Raw genomic sequence first — 23,216 nt, forward strand, 5'->3', positions numbered from 1 at the left:
CGCGCTAGTTGATCCCCCACGTGTCCGGGGTGGGCCGGCCCCGCGCCCTGTACCTGCACCGGAGGGCGAGCCGACATGGCCCGCGAAATCCAGATCACCCTCGACCGCGCCGACACCGGCCCCGCCGCCGCCCTCCTCGCCCACACCCGCCGCACGGCACCGCCAGCAGGCGGCTAGCCGGCGAAGCGGCGCATGTTGGCGTCGTATTCGCCCATGGGCGACAGACCGACGGCCGCGCGGCGTCCCGTCAGGTTTGCCAGCCGGTCGGGTTCGTGCATGATTCGCGGGAAATGCCGGAGCCCGTGTCCGGGAACGCGCCGAAGCGTTCGCGGTGCAGGTGCGCGAACAGGTAGCACATCGACTCGCACTCGGCGTCAAGGATGGCGATCCGCGGGTTGGTGGCCACGGCGGTGTAGAACTCGCGGCCCATCGCCACGATGAAGCCGCGCGCGTAGAGGAAGCCGTCGTCGGATCCGTCCGTCACCGCGTGGATGTCAGAGCGGTCGATGTCGTGGAGCTTGCGCTCCGCCACCCGATCGAGGTCGGTCAGCTCCTCGGAGGTGAGGTCCCGCGCCAGCCCGGGCAGGTTGTCGATGAACTCGTTGAGGGCCTTGTCCACGACGGTGAACGCCGGCAGGTCGTAGCCGGGCCCGTCGGGGTCGCGGGTGGCGAGTGCATGGCGCGCCGCGGCGGTTTCCAGCGGGGCCCAGGCCGCCTCGATCAGGGTCCAGAAACGTTCTTCGTCCACGGTTGCCTCTCATCTTGTTGCCCGACAGCGGTCAGCCAACCAGCGGGCACTGACAATTCAGCCCAGGCGTTCCCGGGCGTCGTCGTGGAGGCGGCGGGCGATGAGGGCGTAGTCGGCGGTGAGGGCGGCGCGGATCTGCTGCTCCTCGTCCGGCTCCAGGAGCAGGGCTGGGGCGGCGGCGGGGAGGCCGCGCACGACGGCGATGCGCAGGTGGGTCGGCGGATGGCTCTGGTCCACGCGGAGCCGCCGGCGGGCGGCGGCGCGGAGGCGGCGCTCGCGCTCGGAAGCGGGCAGCCGGGCCAGGGCGTCGCGCAGGTCGTCCCAGTATCCGGTCTTGCGGCCGGTGAGCATGTGCCGCTGGATGGCCGTGAGGTGCGTGTCCTCGGCGATCACGAGCGTTTCCAGCATGCCCGCGGCGGCCTCGGGGGACGCGAGTCGGGCGGCCAGCCGGTCCGCGAGGTACTCGGCCCGCTGCCCGGCCCGCAGCGTGACCATGTGCTGCAGGACGAGAACGGAGCCGACCAGCGAACTCGCCACTCCCTGCATCGCGCGGAGGCACAGGTCGATCAGGTAGTTGAGCCGGTCGTCAGGCGGTCCCGGACGCAGCAGTGCGCGCAGCCGGACGAGCGTCGACAGCGAGGTGCCCACGACCACGCCGTGCCTGGAGTCGCCGTTGGCGCCGTGCGCGAACTCGTGCCCGAGCAGCGCGACCTTCTGCTGCGCGGTGAGCGACTCCCACAGCGGCAGCCCCAGCAGCAGGACGCGGTGGCGGCGCAGGCCGACCGTCCCGTAGGCGGCGTTGAAGTCACCGGACACGACGACGGCGTCCACCGGCCGGACACCGAGCTCGGCCGCGACCCGGTCGAGCAGGGCGAACAGGGCCGAGGCGTCGGGACGGCGCCGGACGTCCGGCATCTTCCGCAGGCTGCCGAACCGGGGCAGCAGCGCCCAGGCCACCAGCAGCGCCAGGACCGCGAAGAAGATCAGCACGGGCGTCCGCATCGCGGCGAGCACCCAGATCGCGAATGCGATCAGCGCCACCGTGAACAGGTGCACGCAGAGCGCCGGCCCGTAGGACGCGAGCCGGGCCGCGTCCCACCCCGGCCGCTCCGCCGGCGACCGGGCGACCTCTTCGTAGAGCGCCTCGACCTTGCGGGACGACCACCGGTCGAAGCGCTCGCGCAGACCGCGCCGCCGCGGTTCGGCGACGTCCAGGCCCCAATCGCAGCCGGAGCACCAGACCGGGTACCCCGCCACGGACGCCAGCGGCGCGCCGCAGGACGGGCACGGCGTGATCGTCTGCGTCATGGCGGACGATCATAAGAAGCCCGCGTCGCGAGATCAGGAGATTTCGGTCTCGATCTGCTTGCGGAGGACCTTGCCGGTGGCGTTGCGGGGGAGGGGGTCGGTGGTGATGTGCCAGCGGGACGGGACCTTGAAGTAGGCGAGCCGCTCCTTGGCGAAGGCCGTCAGCTCCTCGGTCGTGGGCGGGTCGCCCGCGAAGACGACGACCGCCGCGACCTCGTGGCCGAGGTCGGGGTGCGGGACGCCGATGACGATGCACTCGGAGATCCCCGGGTGCTCGGCGAGGGCGTTCTCGACCTCGATCGGGTAGACGTTCTCGCCGCCGCGGATGATCAGGTCGGAGCGGCGGGTGGTGAGCCGCAGCCGGCCGTTCTCGAGCACGCCGATGTCGCCGGTGCGCAGCCAGCGGTCGGCGTCGATGCTGGCGTCCGTGGCCTCCGGGTCCCGCCAGTAGCCGATCATGTTGTAGGCGCTGCGAGCGCACACCTCGCCCTCGGTGCCGTCCGGGACGGGCCTGCCCTCGGCGTCGCGGATCTCCACCTGGACGCCGATGTTCGCGGCACCGAGCGTCCCCGGCGCCTCCGCGAGGTCGATGGGGGTGGCGACGGAGATGGCGGTGCACGACTCGGTCAGGCCGTAGCTGTCGACGAGGGCGCCGCGCGCCGGCGGGAAGGCCGACTGGAACTTCTCCTTGAACGCGGGCGAGGACGGCGCGGAGGCCAGCGCGAACGCGGTCAGCGACGACAGGTCGTACTTCGACAGGTCGCCGTGCTGCATCATGCGGTGCGCCATCGTGGGGACGGCGCCCCAGTTCGTGACCTTCTCCTTCTCGATCAGGCTCAGCACCCTGTCCACGTCGAAGCCGCCCATGTGCATGACCACGGCGGTGCCTGTGGCGAGCCGCGGGACGGCCAGGTTGTGCAGGGACGCGATGTGGAACAGCGGCAGCGCGAGCAGGTAGCGGAGGGCGGAGGGGTCGCCGCCGAACACGCTCTTCATGGCGTCGCTGAACCGGTGGAACTCGATCACCGAGGTGAGGTTCCGGTGCGAGTGGACGGCGCCCTTCGGACGGCCCGATGTGCCGCTCGTGTAGAGGATGACGGCCGGGTCGTCCTCGGCGACGTCCGGGATGTCGAACCCGGCGTCCGGGTACCGGCCCATCAGGGACGGAACGTCCTTCTCGATCGTCAGCACGTCCTCGGAGACCAGCGCGGCGCGCTTCTCGTCGGCGATCACGACCTTCGGGTCGGTGTGGCCGAGCGCGTACTCGAGCTCGTGCTGCGTCCACCACGCGTTGTAGCCGACCGGGACGGCTCCGGCCGCGATCGCCGCCCAGAAGGACACGATCCATCCGGGGCTGTTGGCGGCGTTGATCGCGATGCGGTCGCCGGGCCGCACGCCGAGGTCGTCCCGCAGCGCCTTCGCCATGGACGCGGCGGCCGCGGCGTGCTCGGCGAAGGACAGCCGGCCGGACGCGGTGACGAGGTAGTCGCGGTCGCCGTGGGCCGCCGAACGGGTGAGCACCTCGCCGAGACTGCGGGCGCGGTTCGCGAACACCGGCAGCCGCGCGCCGAGCACGTCGTCCTCCCGCAACTCGAACTCGCCGCCGGGACCGGTCAGCTTCGCGATGATCTCCATCGACCCCTCCTCCTCGCCGGAACGGCCATTGTGAGCCGCCGCACACCGGCTTCACCAGCGCATTCCGCTCAGCGGGACGGTCACGGACCGTTCCAGCCCGAACTCATTCCCGCTGAGCGGGACTGGACCTTTTGCGTGCGCCGCGTCACATCACCATGACCGCACCAGGACTGAGCAGACCGGACTGACCGGGCACGACCCGCAGACCGGGCTGGGCGCGCAAGCAGGACTGAGCGGGAGATTCCACATGACAAGCCTCAGCGACAAGGTCGCGATCATCACCGGAGCAGGGCAGGGGGTCGGGCAGGGCATAGCCCTCGCGCTGGCCTCGGAGGGCGCATCGGTCGCCGTGCTCGGCCGTACGGAGTCCAAGCTGGACGCCACCTGCGAGCTGATCCGCGAGCGCGGTGCGAAGGCGGAGTCCTTCGTCTGCGACGTCCTGGACACCGCGGCGATCCCGGACGTGGTGGAGCGGGTCGCCGAGTCGTTCGGCGGCGTCGACATCCTCGTCAACAACGCCTACTCGGGCTGCTACGGCCCGCTCCTGGAGCTGACCGACAGGAACTTCCAGAAGGGCTTCGTCAGCGGCCCGTTCGCCGCGTTCGCGTTCATGAAGGCGTGCCATCCGCACATGAAGGCGCGCGGCGGCGGCAGCATCGTCAACCTCGTCACGTCCGCCATGGTCCGCTGGGATCCGGCGACGTTCGGCGCCTACGCGGCCGCCAAGCAGGCGCTTCGCTCGCTCACCCGGACGGCCGCCGCCGAATGGGGCGCGGACGGCATCCGCGCCAACAACATCGCCCCGCACGCACTGTCGCCGGGGTTGAAGTGGTGGGTGGAGAACAACCCCGAGGCGGCCGAGAACTTCCGCAAGACGATCCCGCTCGGCTACATCGGCGAATGCGAAGAGGACATCGGCCGGGCCGTCGTGGCGCTCGTGCAGCCCGCCATGCGCTACCTCACCGGGGCGACGATCCCGCTGGACGGCGGCCAGGCCAACTTCGGCTGACCCGCCCGCACCCAGCACCGCAGCAGTACCGGCCCGGCGTACCAGAGCGTCGCCGGCGCGTCTCCCCTACCCCAGAACACGTCCCCCGCCTGCCCGAAATACCACTTGCCGCCCCCGGCGGCCGGTGAAAGGAGTACGACCGAATGAAGGTCGACAAGATCGGGCGCCTCGCAGCAGGTGCCCTCGCGGTGGCGCTCGTCACCGCGTCGTGTTCCAGCGAGCGGTCGGGCACGGACGGCGTGTCCGAGGGCAGTGGCTCGGGCGGCGCCGCCGCGTCGAGCAAGTCGTTCGGGACGCTGCCGTCCCCGTGCGGCCCCGGCGACGCCAAGGGCAAGACCGACCAGGGCGTCACCGACGACGCCATCACCATCGGCTTCGGCGACGACCGCGGCTTCACCTCCGCGCCCGGCCTGTCCAAGGAGATGGGCGACGCCGTCGCCGCGATGATCGACTGGTGCAACCAGCAGGGCGGCATCAACGGGCGCAAGATCAAGGGCAACCAGTACGACGCCGCCTACATGCAGACCGCGAAGGTGGTGCAGGAGTCCTGCAAGCAGGACTTCATGCTCGTCGGCCAGGGCTTCGCGATGGACGAGTCCGCCGAGCAGTACCGGGTGAAGTGCAAGCTGCCGACGGTCGCCGGCTTCACCGTCGGCCCGAACGCGGCGATGGGGCCGATGAAGTACGAGGCCGTCCCGTACCCGGTGGACCTGCTGAACATCGGCGGGCTCCGCCTCGCCGAGAAGCTGTTCCCCGACTTCAAGGACAAGACGGACCTGCTGCTGTCCACGTCCCCGGCCGTCACCACGGGCACCAACAAGATCGCCAGTGCGATGAAGGGGATCGGCGTCAAGCCGATGGAGTGCGGCGTCCGGCTGAACGACAAGGGCGAGAGCAGCTACATGCCGTTCGCCAAGAAGCTCAAGGACTGCGGCGTCAAGTACCTGTGGTCGAACGACTCGCCCGACCCCGGCCAGTTCAGCCTGCTGGAGTCGATCGAGCGCGCCGGCGTCGACGCCAAGTACGTGTTCGAGGCGACCTGGTACAGCCAGGCCGTCGCCAAGTGGAACACCTCGGGCACGGGCGACGACCTGCACGTCGGCATGATCTTCCAGCCGCTGGAGAACGCGGACAAGGTCCCGGCGGTGAAGCAGTACATGGACCTCGTCGAGGCAAAGGACGGGAAGGTCGCGCTGCTCGGCATGCAGGCCACCTCCGCGTTCCTGCTGTGGGCGCAGTCCGCGCAGAAGTGCGGCTCGGACCTCACCCGGCAGTGCGTGATCAACGAGCTGTCGAAGGTGCACGAGTGGACGGGCGGCGGGCTGCACGCGCCGACCGACCCGGGCAACAACAAGCCGGCGTCCTGCTCGCTGATGGTGAAGCTCAACAAGACCAAGTACGAGCAGATCCTGCCGAAGAACGTGGGCGAGTTCGAGTGCGGCCCCGAGTTCGTCGTCAAGACGGACCCGAAGACCTGGGGCGCGAAGCTCAACGACGACCGGATCTCGACGAAGTTCCTGACCGACGACGTCATCAAGCCCCAGTCCTCCTGATCTGACCCGCCGGAGGCGGTGACCACATGACGACGTTCCTGACCTACACGATCCTGGGGCTCGTCCTCGGCTCGGTGTACTTCATCGCGGCCTCGGGGCTCGTACTGACGTACAACACCTCGGGCATCTTCAACTTCGCGCACGGCGCGCAGGCGATGTTCGGCACGTTCCTGTACTGGCACTTCACCGAGCGGTGGGGCTGGCCGGTCTGGCTCGCGCTGATCATCGTGATCGGGGCCGTCGGGCCCGCGATGGGCGCCGCGCTGCATGCCGCGATCATGAAGGGCCTGCGCGGCACCGCCGACGTCACGAAGATCATCGTGACGGTGGCGGTACTGCTCGGGACGGTGTACCTGGCCCAGTGGGTCTGGAATCCGGACGAGGCGCACACCGTGGACATGTTCTTCGGCGCGGGCGCCAAGATCACGCTGGCCGGCGTGGTCGTCCGGTACCACGAGATCGTCTGCCTGGTCGCCGCCGTGGCGATCGCCGTCGGGCTGCGGGTGCTGTTCACCCGCAGCCGGACGGGCGTGGTGATGCGCGGCTCGGTCGACGACCCCGACCTGCTGCGCCTCAACGGCCACGACCCCGAGCGCGCCGCGATGCTGTCGTGGGCGCTCGGCTCCACGCTCGCCGTCACCGCCGGGGTGCTGATCGTGCCCATCAGCGGCGGCGGGCTGGACGCGAACGCGCTGACCCTGCTGGTGATCGACGCGTTCGCCGCGGCGATGTTCGGCCGGCTGCGCAGCATCCCCCGCACGTTCGTGGGCGCGATCGTGCTCGGCCTGGCCGCCAACTACGTGCTCGCCTACCTGCCGTCGGCGGGCACCTTCACCGGCAACCTGCGCGTCTCGCTGCCGATGATCATCCTGTTCGTGGTGCTGGTGGTGCTGCCCCAGGACCGGCTGCGCGGGGCCGCGATCCGGACCCGCGAGCGGTACCGGGTGCCGACCGTCCGGGCGTCGGCCGTGTGGGGCCTCGTGCTCGTCGCGGTCGTCTACCTCTACAGCCTGCTGCTGTCGGACGGCGCCATCACCACGTTCTCGCTCGGCATGACGTTCGCGATCATCGCGCTGTCGCTGACCGTCCTCACCGGCTACGCGGGCGAGCTGAACCTCGCGCCGCTGGCGTTCGGCGCGGTCGCCACGGTCGTGGCGTTCCACGCCGGGGTCGTCGGCACCGGCCTCGACGCGCGGATGAACGTCCGGGGCATCGTGCTGGGCGTCGCGGTGGCGGCGCTGGTCGGCGGGCTCGTCGCGCTGCCGGCGCTGCGCCTGCGCGGCCTGTACCTGGCCCTCGCGACGATGGCGTTCGGCGAGTTCCTGTCGAACATGGTGCTGCGCGACACCACCCAGCACGAACTGTTCGGGATGAAGTTCACGCTCTTCCCGGACGGCGCGTTGGTCATCCCACCGCTGAAGATCGGCCCGCTCGACCTGCGGGACGGGACGACGTCGCTGATGACCGCCACGGTCCTGTTCGCGCTGATCGCCATCGGGCTCGCCGCGCTCCGCAACAGCGGGTACGGGCGGCGGCTCGCGGCGATGAAGGACAGCCCGGCGGCGTCGGCGATGCTCGGCCAGAACCTGGTCCGGCTGAAGCTCAGCGTCTTCATGATCTCCGCGGCGATCGCGGGGCTCGGCGGTGTGCTGATGTCGGCCGCGACCGGGACCGTCGCGCAGGAGAACTTCACCTTCGTCGGCAGCCTCGCGCTGCTGATGCTCGTCGTGGTCGCCGGCATCGGCTACCTCAGCGGCGCGCTGCTGGGCGGGCTGATGGCGGGCGTCGGCTCGGTCGTCCTGGTGTCCACGTTCAGCGAGCTGGCCCTGGAGAACGAGGGCATGGCCACGATCTACAAGGCGCTCGGCCACCTCGTCCTCGTCGGCACGGCGCTGCTGGGGATGGGCGTCGGACGGAACCCGAGCGGTTTCATCCACGGCCTCATCGACGCCTACCGGGCGACGCGGAACGCCAAGCCCGTCCTGTACGGGGCGGCGGCGCTGGGCGTCGTCCTCTACCTGCTGGCGCTCACCGGCGTGATCGGCACGTGGATGTTCGCGATCCTCGCGCTCTGCGTGATCATGCTGGTCCCCGTCTTCGGCCGCATGTACCTGGAGGAGGGCCGCAGCCGTCCGGCACCGCTGGAGCTCGTCGGTGTGGACGAGCCTTACACCGACGAACTGCGCGCGCGCCTCGACCGCGAACTCGGCCTGAAGGGAGGGGCTCGTGCCTGAATCACTGCTGGAAACGCGGGGGATCACCGTCCGGTTCGGCGGCAACACCGCCGTCGACGACGTCGGCCTCGCCATGCACGAGGGGCAGATCACCGGGCTGATCGGCCCGAACGGCGCCGGCAAGACCACGATGTTCAACACCATCACCGGCTTGCAGAAGCCCGCGTCGGGCCAGGTCCTCCTGGACGGCACCGACATCACCAAGCTGTCCCCGGCCAAGCGCGCGCGGCGCGGCATGGCGCGGACGTTCCAGCGGCTGGAGCTGTTCCTGTCGCTGTCGGTCCGCGACAACGTGCGCGTCGCGGGCGACATCCTGCGCAGCAACACCCGCAAGCGGTTCGACCTGGACGAGGAGACCGACAAGGTCCTCGAACGCACCGGGCTCACCGACATCGCCGACCGCGATGTGTCCGACATCCCGATCGGACGGGCCCGCGTAGTGGAGGTGGCGCGCGCGCTGATGACCCGGCCGCGCGTGCTGCTGCTGGACGAGCCCGCGTCCGGCCAGACCGAGCGCGAGACGGACGCGTTCGCCGAGATGCTCACCGGCCTCGCCGGGGAGGGCCTCGCGATCTGCCTCGTCGAGCACGACCTGCCGCTCGTCATGAAGCTGTGCGCCACGATCCACGTCCTCGACTACGGCGCGCTCATCGCGTCCGGCACACCGGCGGAGATCAAGGAGTCGCCCGAGGTCATCGCCGCCTACATCGGCACGGAGGAGGCCGGCCATGAGTGAGGTGATCCCGGAGCCGCGGGCGGCCGCCGACGACACGGTGGAGACCGAGCCGCTGCTCGAACTGGTGGACGTCCGCGCGGGCTACGGCGCGATCGAGGTCCTGCACGGCGTGAACCTCGCCCTGCAGCCGGGTTCGCTGCTGGCGCTGCTCGGCCCGAACGGCGGCGGCAAGTCGACCACGATGCGCGTCTGCGCGGGCCTGCACCCCCCGACCGACGGGGAGCTGCGGTTCGCCGGACGCAAGGTGAACGGCATCTCCGCGCAGGACGCGGCGCGCCTCGGCGTCTGCTCCATCCCCGAGGGCCGCGGGATCTTCCCGAACCTGACGGTGCGGGAGAACCTGTGGGCCGCCACCGGAACCGGCGCCAAGCTGGAGGATCTGGAGGAGAAGGCGTACGCCCGCTTCCCCCGCCTCGGGGAGCGCCGCAACCAGCTCGCCGGCTCCATGTCCGGCGGCGAGCAGCAGATGCTCGCGCTGTCGCGGGCGCTCGGCACCGATCCGGCGGTGCTGCTGCTCGACGAGCTGTCCATGGGCCTCGCGCCCATGATCGTCAGCCGGATGTACGAGACGGTCGCTGAGCTGGTCGAGGGCGGCCTGTCGGTGCTGGTCGCGGAGCAGTTCGCCCGCGCCGTCCTGCCGATCGCCGACACCGCCGCGCTGATGCTGCACGGGCGCGTGGTGGCGGCCGGCCCGCCCGCCGAGATCGAAGACCGGCTGTCCAGCGACTACCTGGGAGGTTGACCCCATCATGCTCACCGAGGAACGACGCCAGCAGTTCAAGGACGACGTGGCGAACCAGAAGCTGAAGACCGATCAGTCCCGCTTCGACGGGGTGCTCCGCATCGTCGGCATCGTCGCGATGGTCGCGGGCGTCGTCGGCGTCTTCATCGCCTACAACGTCTCGCTCGCCAAGGACGACATGCGGGACGTGGGCTCGCTGCAGACGCTCGCCGTCGGGTTCCTGGCGGTGACCGTCCTCGGCGCGGCCCTGTACCTGGCCGCCGCCGTGACTCGCGTCCTGCGCCTGTGGCTGCTGCGCCAGCTGGTGGAGCAGCAGGCCCAGTCCGACCAGCTAGCCGAGGCCCTGAAGTCCCGTTGACTTGCGGCGTGTTGTTGTTATTCGGCAGCTCAGAACAACAACACGCCGCAAGTCAACGATGGAGGCTCCCAGTCAGCGGGATGTCCGGAGTGCCCGGACATCCCGCTGATTAACGTCTAGACCGGATGGAGGACTGCTGAATGAACGACCCGACGCCCGACGCGGCCATGCCCGGCCTCTGCTCCACCGAGCCGGCCTGGGGCCTCAGTGCGTGACGAGACGATCGCCGGGCTGCTGCTAGCCCGGCTCGGCGACGACCGTGACGGGCTGCGCAGCCGCGAGCGGACGTGGACGTGGGACGAGGTCGTCCGGGAGAGCGCGGCGCGCGCCTCGCTGGCCCGTGAGCTGCGCCAGGACGGTCCGTTCCACATCGGCGTGCTGCTGGAGAACGTCCCCGAGTACATCCTGTGGCTCGGCGCGGCGGCGCTCGGCGGCGCGACGATCGTCGGCATCAACTCGACCCGGACCGGCGCCTACCTGGAGCAGGAGGTCCGGCACACCGACCTCCAGCTGCTGATCACCGACCAGGCCGGGCTGAAGCTGCTGGACGGTCTCGACATCGGCGTCCCGCGCGACCGCTTCCTGCTGATCGACGATGACGACTACCCTGCGCTGGTCTCGTCCCATGCGTGCGAGCCCGTCGCCGACGAGTCGGTCACCCCGGCGACGCAGATGCTGCTGCTGTTCACGTCCGGGACGACCGGCGCTTCCAAGGCGGCGCGCTGCTCGCAGGGCCGGCTGGCCGAGCTGGGCCGCAACAACAGCGCCAAGTACGACATCAAGCGCGACGACATCAGCTACTGCTCGATGCCGCTGTTCCACGGCAACGCGCTGATGGCGCTGTGGGCGCCGTCGCTCGCGGCCGGCGCGACCGTCGTGCTCGCGCCGAAGTTCTCCGCGTCCAGGTTCCTGCCCGACGTGCGGTTCTACGGCGCGACGTTCTTCACCTACGTCGGCAAGGCGATCGGGTACGTGCTGTCCACGCCCGAGCAGCCGGACGACGGCGACAACACGCTGACGCACGGGTTCGGGACGGAGGCGTCCCCCGAGGACAAGGCCGAGTTCCTGCGCCGCTTCGGCGCGAAGCTCGTCGAGGGCTACGGCTCCAGCGAGAGCGCCGGCATGATCAAGCGGGCGCCGGACGCGCCGCCGACCGCGTTCGGGCGCCCCGCCCACGACGGCGTCCGGATCGTGAACCCGGAGACGCGCGAGACGTGCGCCCTCGCGATCCTGGACGAGCACGGCCGCGTCACCAACGCCGAGGCCGCCGTCGGCGAGATCATCGACGTGAACGGCGCCGCCAAGTTCGAGGGCTACTACAAGAACCCCGATGCGGACGCCGAACGCGTCCGGCACGGCTGGTACTGGACGGGCGACCTCGGCTACATCGACGGCGACGGATTCCTGTACTTCGGCGGACGCTCCGGCGACTGGATCCGGGTCGACTCGGAGAACATCTCCGCGCTGCTCACCCAGAACGTCGTCCGCCGCCACCCGAAGATCGTGGACGCGGTCGCGTTCGGCGTCCCCGACCCGCGCTCCGGCGACCAGGTGATGGCCGCGATCGAGATCCCGGCCGATGTGGAGTTCGGGGACCTGGACTTCCCGGCGTTCCTCGCCGTCCAGGACGACCTCGGCACCAAGGGCGCGCCGCGGTTCGTGCGCGTCTCGCACGCGCTGCCGACGACCGGCTCGGGCAAGCTGAAGAAGAAGGAACTGCAGCTCGACGGCTGGCGGACCACCGACCCCGTGTACTGGTGGAAGGGCCGGGGCGCGCCCGAGTACGTGCTGATGACCGAGGCGGACAAGGCGGCGCTCCGCGAGGAGTTCATCGCCGCCGGCCGTCGCCGATTCCTCCCGTGAATGGCAGAAAGGGCAGGCATGGATCTGCGTGAGTCCGACGCGCACCGCGAGCTGCGCGCGGAACTGAGGGCGTACTTCGCGGGCCTGCTGCCCGAGGACGTGCGGCGCCGCGCCGGCGAGCAGGGCGTGGGCGGCGACCGGTTCCGCGAGATCGTGAAGATGCTCGGCAACGACGGCTGGCTCGGCTACGGCTGGCCCACCGAGTACGGCGGGCAGGGCAAGTCGGCCGCCGAGCAGTACGTGTTCTTCGACGAGGTGCAGCGGGCCGGGCTGCCGTTCCCGTTCGTCACGGTGAACACGGTCGGCCCGACGCTGATGCGCTTCGGCACGGACGAGCAGAAGAAGAAGTACCTGCCCGGCATCCTGTCCGGCGACCTCGTGTTCGCGATCGGCTACACCGAGCCCGAGGCCGGCACCGACCTCGCGTCGCTGCGGACCAAGGCCGTCCTGGACGGCGACCAGTTCGTCGTCGACGGCAGCAAGGTGTTCACGAGCGGCGCCAACACCGCCGACCACATCTGGCTCGCCGCCCGGACGAACCCGGACGCGCCGAAGCACAAGGGCATCTCGATCCTGATCGTCCCGACCGACGCGGACGGGTTCTCCTGGAGCCCGATCCCGACGGTCGGCGGCATGGTCGTCACGTCGACGTACTACAACGGCGTCCGGGTGCCCGCGTCGTCGGTCGTCGGGGACGTCGACGGCGGCTGGACGCTGATCACCACGCAGCTCAACCACGAGCGCATCGGCCTCGCCGCGCTCGGCGGCCGCATGATCCGGCTGTGGGAGGACGTCCGGGACTGGGCCCGCGAGAACGGCGTGATCGACCTGCCGTGGGTGCGCGCCGACCTCGCCCGCGCGTACGCGCGGCTTGAGGCGATGCGGCTGATGAACTGGAAGATGACCATGGCGGTCGAGGCCGGGGAGCTCACCGGCGCGCAGGCCGGGGCCACAAAGACGTACGGGACGGAGACGCACATCTTCGTCCAGCGGACGCTGACCGGCGTGCTGGGCGCGGCCGGACGCATCCGTCCCGAGTCGCCGGGCGCGGTGCTGCACGGGCAGATCGAGCAGCTGTCCCGGCAGGGCATCGTCAACACGTTCGGCGGCGGCGTCAACGAGGTGCTGCGCGACATGGTCGCCGTCCAGGGCCTGGGACTGCCGAGGATGAAGCGGTCATGAGCGACAACGAGTACGAGGACCGGCTGCAAGCCTGGGTCGGCCGCGAGCTGCTGACGCGCCGCTTCGGGCAGGACTCGGTGAACGTCCCCATGATCCGGCACTGGGTCGAGGCGATGGAGGACGGCAACCCCGTCTACCTGGACGAGGCCGCCGCCCGCGAGACCGGACGCGACGGCGTCGTCGCGCCCGCGTCGATGGTGCAGGCGTGGACGATGCGCGGCTACGCGGCGTCCGTCCGCCCGGACCCGGCGCCGACCGGGTCGGACGAGCTGACCGAGCTGCTCGCCGAGGGCGGATACACCTCCGTCGTCGCGACCGACTCGGAGTTCGAGTTCGTCCGGGAACTGGTGCCGGGCGACCAGGTCAGCGTCGAGGAGGTCGTCACGTCGATCTCGCCGGAGAAGAAGACCGGGCTCGGCGCGGGCCGCTTCATCTCGACCGTCCGGACGTACCGGGACGCGTCCGGCGAGGTCGTCGCGACGCAGGGGTGGCGCCTGCTGCGCTTCCGCCCCGCCGAGAAGCCGGCGCCGAAGGCGCTGCGGCCGCGGCCGCCGATCAACCCCGACAACGCGTTCTGGTTCGAGGCGGCGCGCGAGCACAAGCTCGTCATCCAGCGCTGCGCCGACTGCAAGTCGCTGCGCCACCCGCCCGGCCCGTGCTGCCCGCAGTGCGGCTCGTTCGCGTGGGACACCGTCGAGGCGCAGGGGAACGGCCACGTCTACAGCTACGTGGTCAACCACCACCCGCGCCATCCGGCGTTCGACTACCCGCTGGTCGTCGCGGTGATCGAGCTGACCGAGGGCACCCGCCTCATCACGAACATGACCGGGGTCGCGCCGGCGGACGTCGAGGTCGGCATGCCCGTCGTCCTCGACTGGATCGACCCGGACCCCGACCTGTCCCTGCCGGCCTTCCGCCCGGCCGACGCACCCGAGGAGCGCTGATGGACTTCACCCTGGGCGAAGAGCTGGAGGCCGTCCGGGACCTGGCCCGGCAGGTCTTCACCGACCGGGCCACGCAGGCGCGGATCAAGGCCGCGGAGGCGTCCGAGCGGGGCTTCGACGAGAGCCTGTGGGCGGAGCTGGGCGAGACGGGCCTGCTCGGCATCGCGCTGCCGGAGGATGTCGGCGGCGCCGGGCTCGGCGCCGGCGGCCTGGCCGTCCTGCTGGAGGAGCAGGGCCGCACGGTCGCACCCGTCCCGATCTGGCCGTCCGTCGCCGCCGCGCTGACGCTCGCCTCGCACGGGTCGGCGGCGCAGCAGGAGATCCTGCCGTCCGTGCTGGACGGGTCCGCGCGGCTGACGGTCGCGCTGGAGGAGTTCGGCCCGTCCGACCCGGCGTCGCCGCGCTGCACCGCCGTCCAGGACGGGGACGGATGGCTGCTGACCGGCGCGAAGGCCGTCGTTCCCACCCCATTCGGGACGAGCCACGTGCTCGTGTCGGCCTCGTCGCCCGATGGTCCCGGCTTGTTCCTGGTCGAGACGTCCGCCGGCTCCTGGGAGCGCGTCGAGACGACGAGCCGCGACGTCGCCGGGCACCTCACGCTGGACGGTGCGCCGGCGCAGGCCCTCGACGCCGGCGCTCTCGACGCGGTGCTGCAGACGGTCCGCGTGTCGCTTGCCGCCGTCCAGGTCGGCGTGGCCGACGGCGCGCTGCGCATGGCCGCCGACTACCTCGCCGGACGCGAGCAGTTCGGCCGTCCGCTCGCCACGTTCCAGGCCGCGCAGCACCAGCTCGCCGACTGCTACATCGAGATCGACGCGCTCCGCGTCTGCCTCTGGCACGCCGTCTCGCTGATCGACGCCGGGGAGGACGCCGAGACCGCCGTCCTCGTCGCCAAGTGGTGGTCGGACGAGGGCGGGCTGAACGTCGTCCACCGCGTCCAGCACCTGCACGGCGGCATCGGCGTGGACATCGACTACCCGGTGCACCGCCACTTCCTGTGGGGCAAGCAGCTCTCCGGGACGCTCGGCGGCGCGTCCGCCGACCTCGACCTGCTGGGAGCGGCGCTGTGAGGTACGAGGACGTGGCGGTGGGGGAGGAGCTGCCCGAGCTGCGCATCCCGCTGACCCGCACGATGATCGTCGCGACCGCGCTGGCGAGCCGCGACTACCAGGACGTCCACCACGACCCGTCGCTCGCCGTCGAGCGCGGCTCCAAGGACGTCTTCATGAACATCCTGACGACCAACGGGCTCGTCGACCGGTACGTCACAGGCTGGGCCGGGCCCGCCGCCGTGGTGAAGGCCATCAAGATCCGGCTGGGCGCGCCCAACTACCCGGGCGACACGATGGTGCTGACCGGCACCGTCACCGGCAAGCAGGACGGCGGCCGGGTCGAGATCAAGGTGCGCGGCGTGAACGAGATCGGCCCGCACGTGACCGGCACGGTCGTGGTCCAGCTGGAAGGGAGCGGGGCATGAGCGTGCTGCCAGGGGCCGCCGCGATCGCCGGCATCGGCGCCACGGAGTTCTCGAAGGAGTCCGGCCGCAGCGAGCTGCAGCTGGCCTGCGAGGCGGTGCTCGCCGCCATCACCGACGCCGGGCTCCAGCCGTCCGACGTGGACGGGATGGTCACGTTCACCGCCGACACCAGCTCCGAGATCCACATCGCCCGCAACCTCGGCATCGGCGAGCTGAAGTTCTTCTCCCGCGTCGGGCACGGCGGCGGCGCCGCCTGCGGCACCGTCCAGCAGGCCGCGATGGCCGTCGCGACCGGCGTCGCCGACGTCGTCGTCTGCTACCGCGCGTTCAACGAGCGGTCCGGGAACCGCTACGGCCTCGGCCAGGCGAACCGCCCGATGGACGTCAGCGCCGACAGCGCCGCGTACGCGTGGATGAACCCGTTCGGCCTGTCGACGCCCGCCCAGTGGGTCGGCATGTTCGCCCGCCGCTACATGCACGAGTACGGCGCGACCAGCGAGGACTTCGGCCGCATCGCCGTCGTCGACCGCGCGCACGCCGCGAAGAACCCGGCCGCGTGGTTCTACGGGCGCCCGATCACCCTCGAAGACCACCAGGCGTCCCGCTGGATCGCCGAACCCCTCCGGCTGCTCGACTGCTGCCAGGAGAGCGACGGCGGCCAGGCCATTGTGGTCGTCTCCGCCGAGCGCGCCCGCGACCTTCCGCATCGCCCGGCTCTCATCTGGGGTGCCGCGCAGGGCTCCGGCAACGACCAGCACATGATGACGAGCTACTACCGCTCCGAAATCACCGGCATCCCCGAAATGGGCCTGGTCGGACGGCAGCTCTACGCGCAGTCGCGCCTGACCCCGGCCGACGTCCAAGCGGCCATTCTGTACGACCACTTCACGCCGCTGGTGCTGCCGCAGCTTGAGGAACTGGGCTTCTGCCCCAAGGGCGAAGGCAAGGACTTCGTCGCGGACGGAAACCTGGAAATCGGCGGCCGGCTCCCGTTCAACACCCACGGCGGACAACTCGGCGAGGCTTACATCCACGGCATGAACGGAATCGCGGAAGGCGTGCGCCTGCTCCGCGGGACGTCGCCGAACCAGCCGGGGGACGTCCACAACGTCCTCGTGACCGCCGGAACCGGCGTCCCCACCAGCGGCCTGATCCTTGGAGCGGACACGTGAGCGAGTGGCGCGGCCGAGACCTCGGCACAAAAACCGTCACCTATGACGAAACGCAGGCCATCCTTTATGCGCTCGCGGTCGGCGCGGACGCCTCCGACCTGGATCTGGTCTTCGAAGAGAAGCTCCGCGTCCTGCCGACGTTCGCGCTGACCCTCGCCCAGTGGGCCCCGGACGCCCTCGGCTCCGCGGGCGCGTTCGATGTGCGGACGGCCGTCCACGGCACCCAGCGTCTCCGCGTCCTGAAGCCCCTTCCGCGCTCGGGCTCCGTGGAAATGAAAGCCCGAGTGGCCGAAGTCTGGGACAAGGGCTCCGCGGCGGTCTTCGACGTGGCCGTGGAAAGCGAGTACTTCGAAGCGACCTGGTCGCTCTTCGCCCCGGGCAGCGGCGGCTTCGGCGGCGAACGAGGCCCATCCGCCCGCCGCCGCCCGGAAACAGCTCCCGACGGCTCACTGAACGTGCGGACCGCCACCAACCAGGCGGCCCTCTACCGCCTCCTCGGCGACCGCCACCACCTGCACATCGACCCGGAAGCGGCGAAGACGGCCGGAATGCCGCGCCCCATCATGCACGGCCTGTGCACGCTGGCGGCGATCACCCTCCCGCTGGCCGCGTCCCAAGGCGTCCACCCGGCCGACCTGCGGGAACTAGAGGGCCGCTTCGCCGCCCCCGTCTTCCCGGGCGACGAACTCAACGTCGAGACCTGGAAGGACGGCGGCGCGACGACCCTTTTCGAGGCCGCCGCGGACGACCGAACGGTCATCTCCGCCGGCCTCGCCCGCTTCGCCTGAGTCCAATCCTTCTCATCCGCGCACGCAGGCACATTCCTGGCAGGGGAAGGCCGCGACAGCCTCGACCAGGTCGACTGCGGGCGGAGGTAACTGCCGTTCGATGAGGGCGCCCTCGAACTCTGGGACGGCCCGGTGGGCCGCGGGGTCGAGGCCGTCGAACAGGTCCGCCAGCAGGGCGAGCAGCGCGCCGACCCGTCCGGGAATCGGCGACTCCGCATCGCTGTACGCGACAGTGAGCGACGCAGCGATGTTGGCGGCCTTCCAGGAGCCTTCCTTCTCCTCGGTGATGCCGAGCCAGTGCTCGATCGTGCCGGTGAGCCGGACGGCACCGGCGAAGGCGGAGCCCGCATCGTGGGCGCACGCGGCCAGCGCGGCGAGGGCCGCGTCGTCCTGGCATCGTCGCTGCCTGAGCTGGTTGGCGTTACTGGTGGGCATCGCGGCGTCCTCGTCCCACAGCACGACGTGGGGGATGCCGAACAGCGAGAGCGTGGCCGAGGCCCGGTGCAGCTCGAACTTCCCGAACGCGTCCAGCACGCCGACATTGGGGCCGAGCCCGGTCAGCCGGCCCTGCCTGGCGAGCCAGTCGAAGAACAGCATGTCGCTCGGCCCCTCGACCACGATGACACGGTCGGCGAAGAAGGCCGAGGCGCGGCGGGCGTCCAGGTCGTAGAGGACGCGCTGCCGTTCCTCGTCGGCGGTGGTGAGCCGGGGCCGCTTGAAGCAGGAGCGCGAGCCGACCGCGTAGGCGGACCGGATGTGGATGTCCGTCAGCGCGGTGGTCACCCTCTCGGGCGTGGGCGAGACGGCGTTGATCTGCTGCACCGGCCGCTGCACCCGGACGATTCCCTCAGGGGACGCCTCCGCCGCCGCGAGCATTGTCGGATCGTGCGTCGAGATCGTCACTGCGGTGTTGCCGGACCTGACCAGCTCGTGCAGGTCGTGCGCGAGCCGGGTCACCTGCGCCGGATGGAGGAACGCCTCCGGTTCCTCGAACAGCACCCAGCGGAACGCGTTCTTCTCGCTCTTCGCGTCACTCGCGCGGATGTTCGCCGCCGCCTGGATCAACGCGGCGATCAAGGCCCGCTGCACCCCGGACCCCTGCGTCTCCAGCGGGCGCCGAGTTCCGCCCTGTTGGACGTGCAGTTCGATGAGATGCCGCAGGATCAGCTCGTTGGTCAGTTCCCCGACGTTCACCTTCACCGACAGGCCCCAGGGGGAGAGGGCGTCGTCGAGATCGCTCTCCAGCCTGGTGATGGGGCCTTCCGCTAGCGCTTCCTCCAGTGCGCGCAGCCCTCTGCGGGCGATCAGCAGCGCTCCGTCGGTGAACCGGTCCGAGAACGCCAGCAGCAGGATGTCCCGCAGGGGCGACGCGGGGGTCGGACGTCGAGGTGTGCTCGGTCGTCTGCGTGAGAGCGGGCACGTAGACGCACTGTCCGAGCTTGCCCGCAGTGGTCCAGCCCGTCGGCTGCGGGTCGCCGCCGCCGAGAGGCATCAGGTAGAACGCGCCCGCCTTGCCGGCGACGCCGTCGGTGAGATAGCGGCGGATCCGCAGGACCTGCGCCTGTTCCGGCTCCTGGAAGATCTCCTTGGCCTCGTCTGCGCCGACCTCGTAGTCGATCTCGACCCATGACTCCGCGTCGGCCCCGTCGTCCCAGGGGCGGTCACGGTCGCCGTCCCATTCGAGGGCGCCGTAGAAGAGCCGCACGGCGTCCAGGAGCGTGGTCTTCCCCGCGTTGTTCGGGCCGATGAGGGCGGTGAAGGCGCGCAGGTGGATCTCCACGTCCACGGCACCATGAACGTTGTGCACGGCGACGCGTTGGGGGCGCATGGGAGTGGCTCCTCCGGATCGGCGTGGTTCAGCGCGGCAGGAACGGGCTCGGGGGCCCGGAGTGGGACACGTACAACCGGTCGCGGGCGCGGGTGCAGGCGACATAGAGGACGCAGCGCTCCCGTTGCAGGCTCTCCCGGTGCGACGCCTTGTCGACCTCGGGCGGGACGAGCGCCTTCGGGTGGGGGACGAGCCCTTCGTGGACGCCGACGACCGCGACGCACTGGAACTCCAGCCCCTTGAGGCTGTGCATCGCCCCGGCCCGCACATGCCGGCCCTGACCGGTGGGGGACTCGGTCTCGATGCCCAGGGACCGAAGCCGGGACGCGACGTCCTTCGTCTTGGCGTTGACCCGAGCCGTCACAGCGATCGCGCCCGGCTCAACGCCGTCGGCCAGCCATGACCGGACCTGCGCGATGGCGGCCTCGCACTCCTCGTCCCAGCCCTGGAACCGGCGGACGATCGGCCGTCGTCCGTGCATGGGGGATTCGTAGCCGTCCAGGCTGTCGGGCCAGCCGTCCAGCTCGTCGGCTGGGGCGAGGCCGAGGACGCGGACGGCCCAGTCCAGGATCTCCTGGGTGGTGCGGTAGCTGACGGTGAGCCGCTGCGTCCGCCCCACGATGTGGACGCCGGTGTCGCGCATCGACACGCGGTGCTGCCAGATGCGCTGGTGCGGGTCGCCGACGAGGAACAGGTCGTCCGGGCCTGGCGGGACGGCCGCGCGCAGCAGCCGCCACTGTGCCGGATGGAGGTCCTGCGCCTCGTCCACGATGATGTGGCGGTAACGGGCCTCGCCCGTCTCCCGGAGGATCCCGGCGGCCTCGTCGGCGATCTGGAGGAACGAGCGCAGGTCCTCGGAGCGCAGCCGCTCCCGCAGCGTCTCGGTTGCCGCCCACACCGCTGGCCGCTTGGACGGGTGGAGTGGTTCGCCCCGTCCCGTGCGCCGTGCCGCCTCGTAGGCGGGGTATTCGGTGATGTCCTGGGCGAGCAGGACGTCCTCCCATTCGTCCACCAGGAACGCGCCGGAATGGTCGGGGTGCAGGTGCAGGCCGTCGGCGAAGTCGCAGAGCGTCGGATAGCCCAGTACGCCGGCGGGACGGCCGAGCCGCTCGCGCAGGATCCGCGCCGCGAGCTGGTCGGTGGTGAGCACCTCGACGCGTTCGCGTTGGCGCGCGTCCTCGATGAGCTGGTCGAGCTGGCGACCGAGTTCGGCGGTCAGGGGTTTGCTGTAGGTGGTCATCAGGATCGGGACGCCGTCGTCGTACCGGCGGGCGAGGTGCGCCGCGCGGTGGAGCGCCGTGACGGTCTTGCCGGTCCCCGCGCCGCCGGTGATCATGACCGAGCCGGGGTAGGAGTCGCGGTAGGCGATGCGCCGCTGCGCAGGGTGGAGGAAGATTCGCCACAGCGCGAACGGCGGCCGCAGGATCTTCGCGAGTTCCTCGGGGCCGTCGACCAGTGCGACCTGCGCGGGCGTCCGCTCGATCGCGGTCGGCAGGTCCTCGGGCTCGACCGATTCCGGACGTTCGGCGTCGACGAGGTTCTTCGCGATCTCGTCCCAGGTCTCTTCGGGGGACATCCCGGACGCGAGGGCCACGAGCGCGTCGTACTGCAGCGTCGGGAGGAGGTGCTGGAGCGCGTCGAGGTGCGCGTCACGGGCGAGTAACCGGACGATCGGCAGTACTTGGTCGTCGATGCCCAGCCAGCGGAGCTGGGAGTCCTTCACGTGGTCGAACAGCCGGGGGCTCGGAGTGGCCCCGGCCGCCATCTCCAACGTCTCCGACATCGTCTGGAGCTGCTTCTCGTCGCGGACCTCCAGCACGCCGAGCACCTGGTTGACGGTGAACCGGCGGCTCGTCGCGTAGGCGATCGCCTCGTCGTGGGGGAGGACGTGCAGCAGGCAGTAGATGTCGCCGGACTCGGGCGCGAGGACGACACCGCGCCAGAACCGGTCGATCCGGATGGTTCGGATCCGGGGGTCGGCGCCGCCGCGCAGCTTCTCCAGGTGCAGGCCGGCCTGCGTGTGGTGGGAGAACTTGTCGATCGACTCCTGGACGGCTCGCCGGACGGGCTTCTCCAGGTTCGCGTACTCGGCGAGGAACTCCTTCGCGATCGCCAGTTGCGGCACGGACGCTCCTCCGACGGACCATGCGGACATCTCATGCTAGGCCCCTCCGGGGCGCTGTGCGGGGCGGTAATGTTTACCGATCTTTAGCCGTACGATGAGTTGGGGGCCCCGTCCGTGGCGAAGCTGACGTTGCCGCAGCTGGAAGCGCATCTGCTCGGCGCTGCCGACATCCTGCGGGGTTCAATGGACGCTTCGGAGTTCAAGGAGTACATCTTCGGGATGTTGTTCCTGAAGAGATGCTCCGATCAGTTCGATGTCATTCACGAACGGATCGTCGAGGAGCAACTCGCAGTCGGCCGGACGCGAATGCAGGCCGAGGAACTGGCCGACAATCCTCTCTTCTACACAGGTGGAGACTTCTTCGTCCCGAAGGTGGCTCGGTGGAAGTGCATCGTGGACGAGTCGGGCAAGAAGGGTGTTGCCGACCTGCTCAACAAAGCCCTTGCCGTCCTAGAGGATTCGAACGGCGAGGCATTGCAAGGTGTGGTCGGGCACATCGACTTCACCCGCAAGGTTGGCAGGATAACCCTGTCGAACCAGAATCTTCAGAAACTCGTTAAGCACTTTTCTCGGTATCGGCTCCGCAACGACGACTTCGAATTTCCGGACGTGCTGGGTGCTGCCTATGAATATCTCATCGGTGAGTTCGCCGACTCCGCGGGAAGGAGGGCGGGCGAGTTCTACACGCCGCGCGGGGTCGTCCGCATGATGGCGCGGCTCGTTGACCCCCACGAGGGCATGCGCGTGTACGATCCGTGCTCCGGCTCTGGTGGAATGCTGATCACGGCAAAAGAGTACGTCGCAGAAAATGGTGAAGATGCCAGCGACCTGGCACTGTACGGGCAGGAGGCCAACGGCGGTACCTGGGCGATCTCCAAGATGAACATGATTCTGCACGGGGTCGTGAATGCCGATTTGGAGAACGACGACACTCTGGCCACCCCCATGCACGAGGAAAACGGCCGACTTCTCACTTACGATCGTGTCCTCACGAATCCGCCCTTCTCGCTTAATTATGAGAGGGCCGGAATGAAGCATGAAGACCGGTTCGAATATGGCTGGGTGCCGGAGACCGGTAAGAAAGCGGACTGGATGTTCGCGCAGCATGTGCTGGCGGTGCTGCGCCCGGAAGGGGTCGGGGCTACGGTCATGCCGCACGGTGTCCTCTTCCGAGGTCGTGAGGAAGGCAACATCCGCAAGAAGGTCATCGAGGCCGACCGCCTAGAAGCCGTCATCGGCCTGGCCCCGAATCTATTCTATGGAGCCGGTCTCCCGGCCTGTATTTTGATCCTTCGCGGCACGGCGCCACGGCTGGCTTCACACCGGGGCAAGGTGCTGTTCATCAACGCCGACCGTGAGTACACACCTGGCCGTGCGCAGAACTATCGTAAGCATTCACGTCAGACGCGCAGTGTGATGGGCGGCTGCTTCGGGTGACGGTCCGTTGCTTTGATCATCGATGGTGGGCTGTGATGTGATCTTGGTGTGTCCGGCCTGGAGGAGATGTCGCGTGA

19 protein-coding genes and 1 pseudogene are annotated in these 23,216 nt (G+C 70.1%); 14 read left to right on the forward strand and 6 right to left on the reverse strand.

The window, feature by feature from the left end; genetic code table 11:
- Window positions 1–247: 247 nt before the first annotated feature.
- The 3 genes from HUX53_RS10965 to HUX53_RS10975 are packed head-to-tail and all read right to left on the reverse strand — an operon-like array spanning window position 248 to window position 3,691.
- Entirely contained in the window at window positions 248–748 is a 501-nt protein-coding gene (locus HUX53_RS10965; protein ID WP_176403054.1) for a DUF4240 domain-containing protein, read from the reverse strand.
- A gap of 57 nt (window positions 749–805) precedes the next feature.
- The gene (locus HUX53_RS10970; protein ID WP_176403055.1) at window positions 806–2,056 is read right to left on the reverse strand and encodes a M48 family metallopeptidase; all 1,251 of its coding nucleotides are present in this window, start codon (window positions 2,054–2,056) and stop codon (window positions 806–808) included.
- A 33-nt stretch (window positions 2,057–2,089) separates the two neighbouring features.
- Complete coding sequence (locus HUX53_RS10975; RefSeq protein WP_176403056.1) at window positions 2,090–3,691, reverse strand: class I adenylate-forming enzyme family protein; 1,602 nt, start codon at window positions 3,689–3,691, stop codon at window positions 2,090–2,092.
- A gap of 247 nt (window positions 3,692–3,938) precedes the next feature.
- Between HUX53_RS10975 and HUX53_RS10980 the strand changes: the two genes are divergently transcribed.
- From HUX53_RS10980 to HUX53_RS11040, 13 genes are all read left to right on the forward strand, one after another.
- Entirely contained in the window at window positions 3,939–4,700 is a 762-nt protein-coding gene (locus HUX53_RS10980) for an SDR family NAD(P)-dependent oxidoreductase (protein ID WP_176403057.1), read from the forward strand.
- A 143-nt stretch (window positions 4,701–4,843) separates the two neighbouring features.
- Window positions 4,844–6,253, forward strand: a complete 1,410-nt coding sequence (locus tag HUX53_RS10985; protein ID WP_176403058.1) for an ABC transporter substrate-binding protein — start codon at window positions 4,844–4,846, stop codon at window positions 6,251–6,253.
- 26 nt (window positions 6,254–6,279) lie between these two features.
- Entirely contained in the window at window positions 6,280–8,487 is a 2,208-nt protein-coding gene (locus tag HUX53_RS10990; RefSeq protein WP_176403059.1) for an ABC transporter permease, read from the forward strand.
- The gene (locus HUX53_RS10995) at window positions 8,480–9,223 is read left to right on the forward strand and encodes an ABC transporter ATP-binding protein (protein ID WP_176403060.1); all 744 of its coding nucleotides are present in this window, start codon (window positions 8,480–8,482) and stop codon (window positions 9,221–9,223) included. Before HUX53_RS10990 ends, HUX53_RS10995 begins: the two co-directional genes overlap by 8 nt.
- The gene (locus HUX53_RS11000; RefSeq protein ID WP_176403061.1) at window positions 9,216–9,965 is read left to right on the forward strand and encodes an ABC transporter ATP-binding protein; all 750 of its coding nucleotides are present in this window, start codon (window positions 9,216–9,218) and stop codon (window positions 9,963–9,965) included. Before HUX53_RS10995 ends, HUX53_RS11000 begins: the two co-directional genes overlap by 8 nt.
- 7 nt (window positions 9,966–9,972) lie before the next feature.
- Window positions 9,973–10,323 carry a hypothetical protein gene (locus HUX53_RS11005; RefSeq protein WP_176403062.1) on the forward strand — a complete coding sequence of 117 codons (351 nt, stop codon included), beginning with the start codon at window positions 9,973–9,975 and terminating at the stop codon, window positions 10,321–10,323.
- A 207-nt stretch (window positions 10,324–10,530) separates the two neighbouring features.
- Entirely contained in the window at window positions 10,531–12,186 is a 1,656-nt protein-coding gene (locus HUX53_RS11010; protein ID WP_176403063.1) for an AMP-binding protein, read from the forward strand.
- Between the two features lie 18 nt (window positions 12,187–12,204).
- Entirely contained in the window at window positions 12,205–13,368 is a 1,164-nt protein-coding gene (locus tag HUX53_RS11015; RefSeq protein ID WP_176403064.1) for an acyl-CoA dehydrogenase family protein, read from the forward strand.
- Window positions 13,365–14,312 (forward strand): bifunctional MaoC family dehydratase N-terminal/OB-fold nucleic acid binding domain-containing protein, encoded by a 948-nt coding sequence (locus HUX53_RS11020; RefSeq protein ID WP_176403065.1) that lies wholly within the window; start codon window positions 13,365–13,367, stop codon window positions 14,310–14,312. Before HUX53_RS11015 ends, HUX53_RS11020 begins: the two co-directional genes overlap by 4 nt.
- On the forward strand, window positions 14,312–15,382 hold the full coding sequence (locus tag HUX53_RS11025) for an acyl-CoA dehydrogenase family protein (protein WP_176403066.1): 1,071 nt from the start codon (window positions 14,312–14,314) through the stop codon (window positions 15,380–15,382). Before HUX53_RS11020 ends, HUX53_RS11025 begins: the two co-directional genes overlap by 1 nt.
- Entirely contained in the window at window positions 15,379–15,789 is a 411-nt protein-coding gene (locus tag HUX53_RS11030; protein ID WP_176403067.1) for a MaoC family dehydratase, read from the forward strand. The genes HUX53_RS11025 and HUX53_RS11030 overlap by 4 nt, the downstream gene beginning before the upstream one ends.
- Window positions 15,786–16,961 (forward strand): lipid-transfer protein, encoded by a 1,176-nt coding sequence (locus HUX53_RS11035; RefSeq protein WP_176403068.1) that lies wholly within the window; start codon window positions 15,786–15,788, stop codon window positions 16,959–16,961. The genes HUX53_RS11030 and HUX53_RS11035 overlap by 4 nt, the downstream gene beginning before the upstream one ends.
- Window positions 16,958–17,749, forward strand: coding sequence for a MaoC/PaaZ C-terminal domain-containing protein (locus HUX53_RS11040; RefSeq protein WP_176403069.1), 792 nt, complete (start codon window positions 16,958–16,960; stop codon window positions 17,747–17,749). Before HUX53_RS11035 ends, HUX53_RS11040 begins: the two co-directional genes overlap by 4 nt.
- A gap of 12 nt (window positions 17,750–17,761) precedes the next feature.
- Here the strand turns inward: HUX53_RS11040 and HUX53_RS11045 are convergent, their stop codons facing one another.
- The 3 genes and pseudogenes from HUX53_RS11045 to HUX53_RS11050 form a co-directional block, all read right to left on the reverse strand.
- The gene (locus HUX53_RS11045) at window positions 17,762–19,198 is read right to left on the reverse strand and encodes an AAA family ATPase (RefSeq protein ID WP_176403072.1); all 1,437 of its coding nucleotides are present in this window, start codon (window positions 19,196–19,198) and stop codon (window positions 17,762–17,764) included.
- A 223-nt stretch (window positions 19,199–19,421) separates the two neighbouring features.
- A pseudogene (locus HUX53_RS42990) lies at window positions 19,422–19,682 on the reverse strand (AAA family ATPase); the annotation flags it as partial.
- Complete coding sequence (locus HUX53_RS11050) at window positions 19,606–21,702, reverse strand: UvrD-helicase domain-containing protein (RefSeq protein ID WP_176403070.1); 2,097 nt, start codon at window positions 21,700–21,702, stop codon at window positions 19,606–19,608. The pseudogene HUX53_RS42990 and the gene HUX53_RS11050, both read right to left, overlap by 77 nt.
- A gap of 114 nt (window positions 21,703–21,816) precedes the next feature.
- On the opposite strand from HUX53_RS11050, the gene HUX53_RS11055 reads away from it, so the two are divergent.
- A complete protein-coding gene (locus HUX53_RS11055; protein WP_176403071.1) occupies window positions 21,817–23,139 on the forward strand; it encodes a class I SAM-dependent DNA methyltransferase in 1,323 nt (440 codons plus the stop codon).
- Window positions 23,140–23,216 lie beyond the last annotated feature (77 nt).

Source organism: Actinomadura sp. BRA 177 (genome assembly GCF_013372625.1).
In the GTDB taxonomy this organism is placed as follows: domain Bacteria; phylum Actinomycetota; class Actinomycetes; order Streptosporangiales; family Streptosporangiaceae; genus Spirillospora.

Bases quoted from the DNA above. Each gene is read 5' to 3' on its own strand.
- HUX53_RS11000 (WP_176403061.1), top strand. From the start codon at position 9,216: ATGAGTGAGGTGATCCCGGAGCCGCGGGCGGCCGCCGACGACACGGTG.
- HUX53_RS11005 (WP_176403062.1), top strand. From the start codon at position 9,973: ATGCTCACCGAGGAACGACGCCAGCAGTTCAAGGACGACGTGGCGAAC.
- HUX53_RS10975 (WP_176403056.1), bottom strand. From the start codon at position 3,691: ATGGAGATCATCGCGAAGCTGACCGGTCCCGGCGGCGAGTTCGAGTTG.
- HUX53_RS10980 (WP_176403057.1), top strand. From the start codon at position 3,939: ATGACAAGCCTCAGCGACAAGGTCGCGATCATCACCGGAGCAGGGCAG.
- HUX53_RS10990 (WP_176403059.1), top strand. From the start codon at position 6,280: ATGACGACGTTCCTGACCTACACGATCCTGGGGCTCGTCCTCGGCTCG.
- HUX53_RS11035 (WP_176403068.1), top strand. From the start codon at position 15,786: ATGAGCGTGCTGCCAGGGGCCGCCGCGATCGCCGGCATCGGCGCCACG.
- HUX53_RS10985 (WP_176403058.1), top strand. From the start codon at position 4,844: ATGAAGGTCGACAAGATCGGGCGCCTCGCAGCAGGTGCCCTCGCGGTG.
- HUX53_RS10970 (WP_176403055.1), bottom strand. From the start codon at position 2,056: ATGACGCAGACGATCACGCCGTGCCCGTCCTGCGGCGCGCCGCTGGCG.
- HUX53_RS11020 (WP_176403065.1), top strand. From the start codon at position 13,365: ATGAGCGACAACGAGTACGAGGACCGGCTGCAAGCCTGGGTCGGCCGC.
- HUX53_RS11015 (WP_176403064.1), top strand. From the start codon at position 12,205: ATGGATCTGCGTGAGTCCGACGCGCACCGCGAGCTGCGCGCGGAACTG.
- HUX53_RS11025 (WP_176403066.1), top strand. From the start codon at position 14,312: ATGGACTTCACCCTGGGCGAAGAGCTGGAGGCCGTCCGGGACCTGGCC.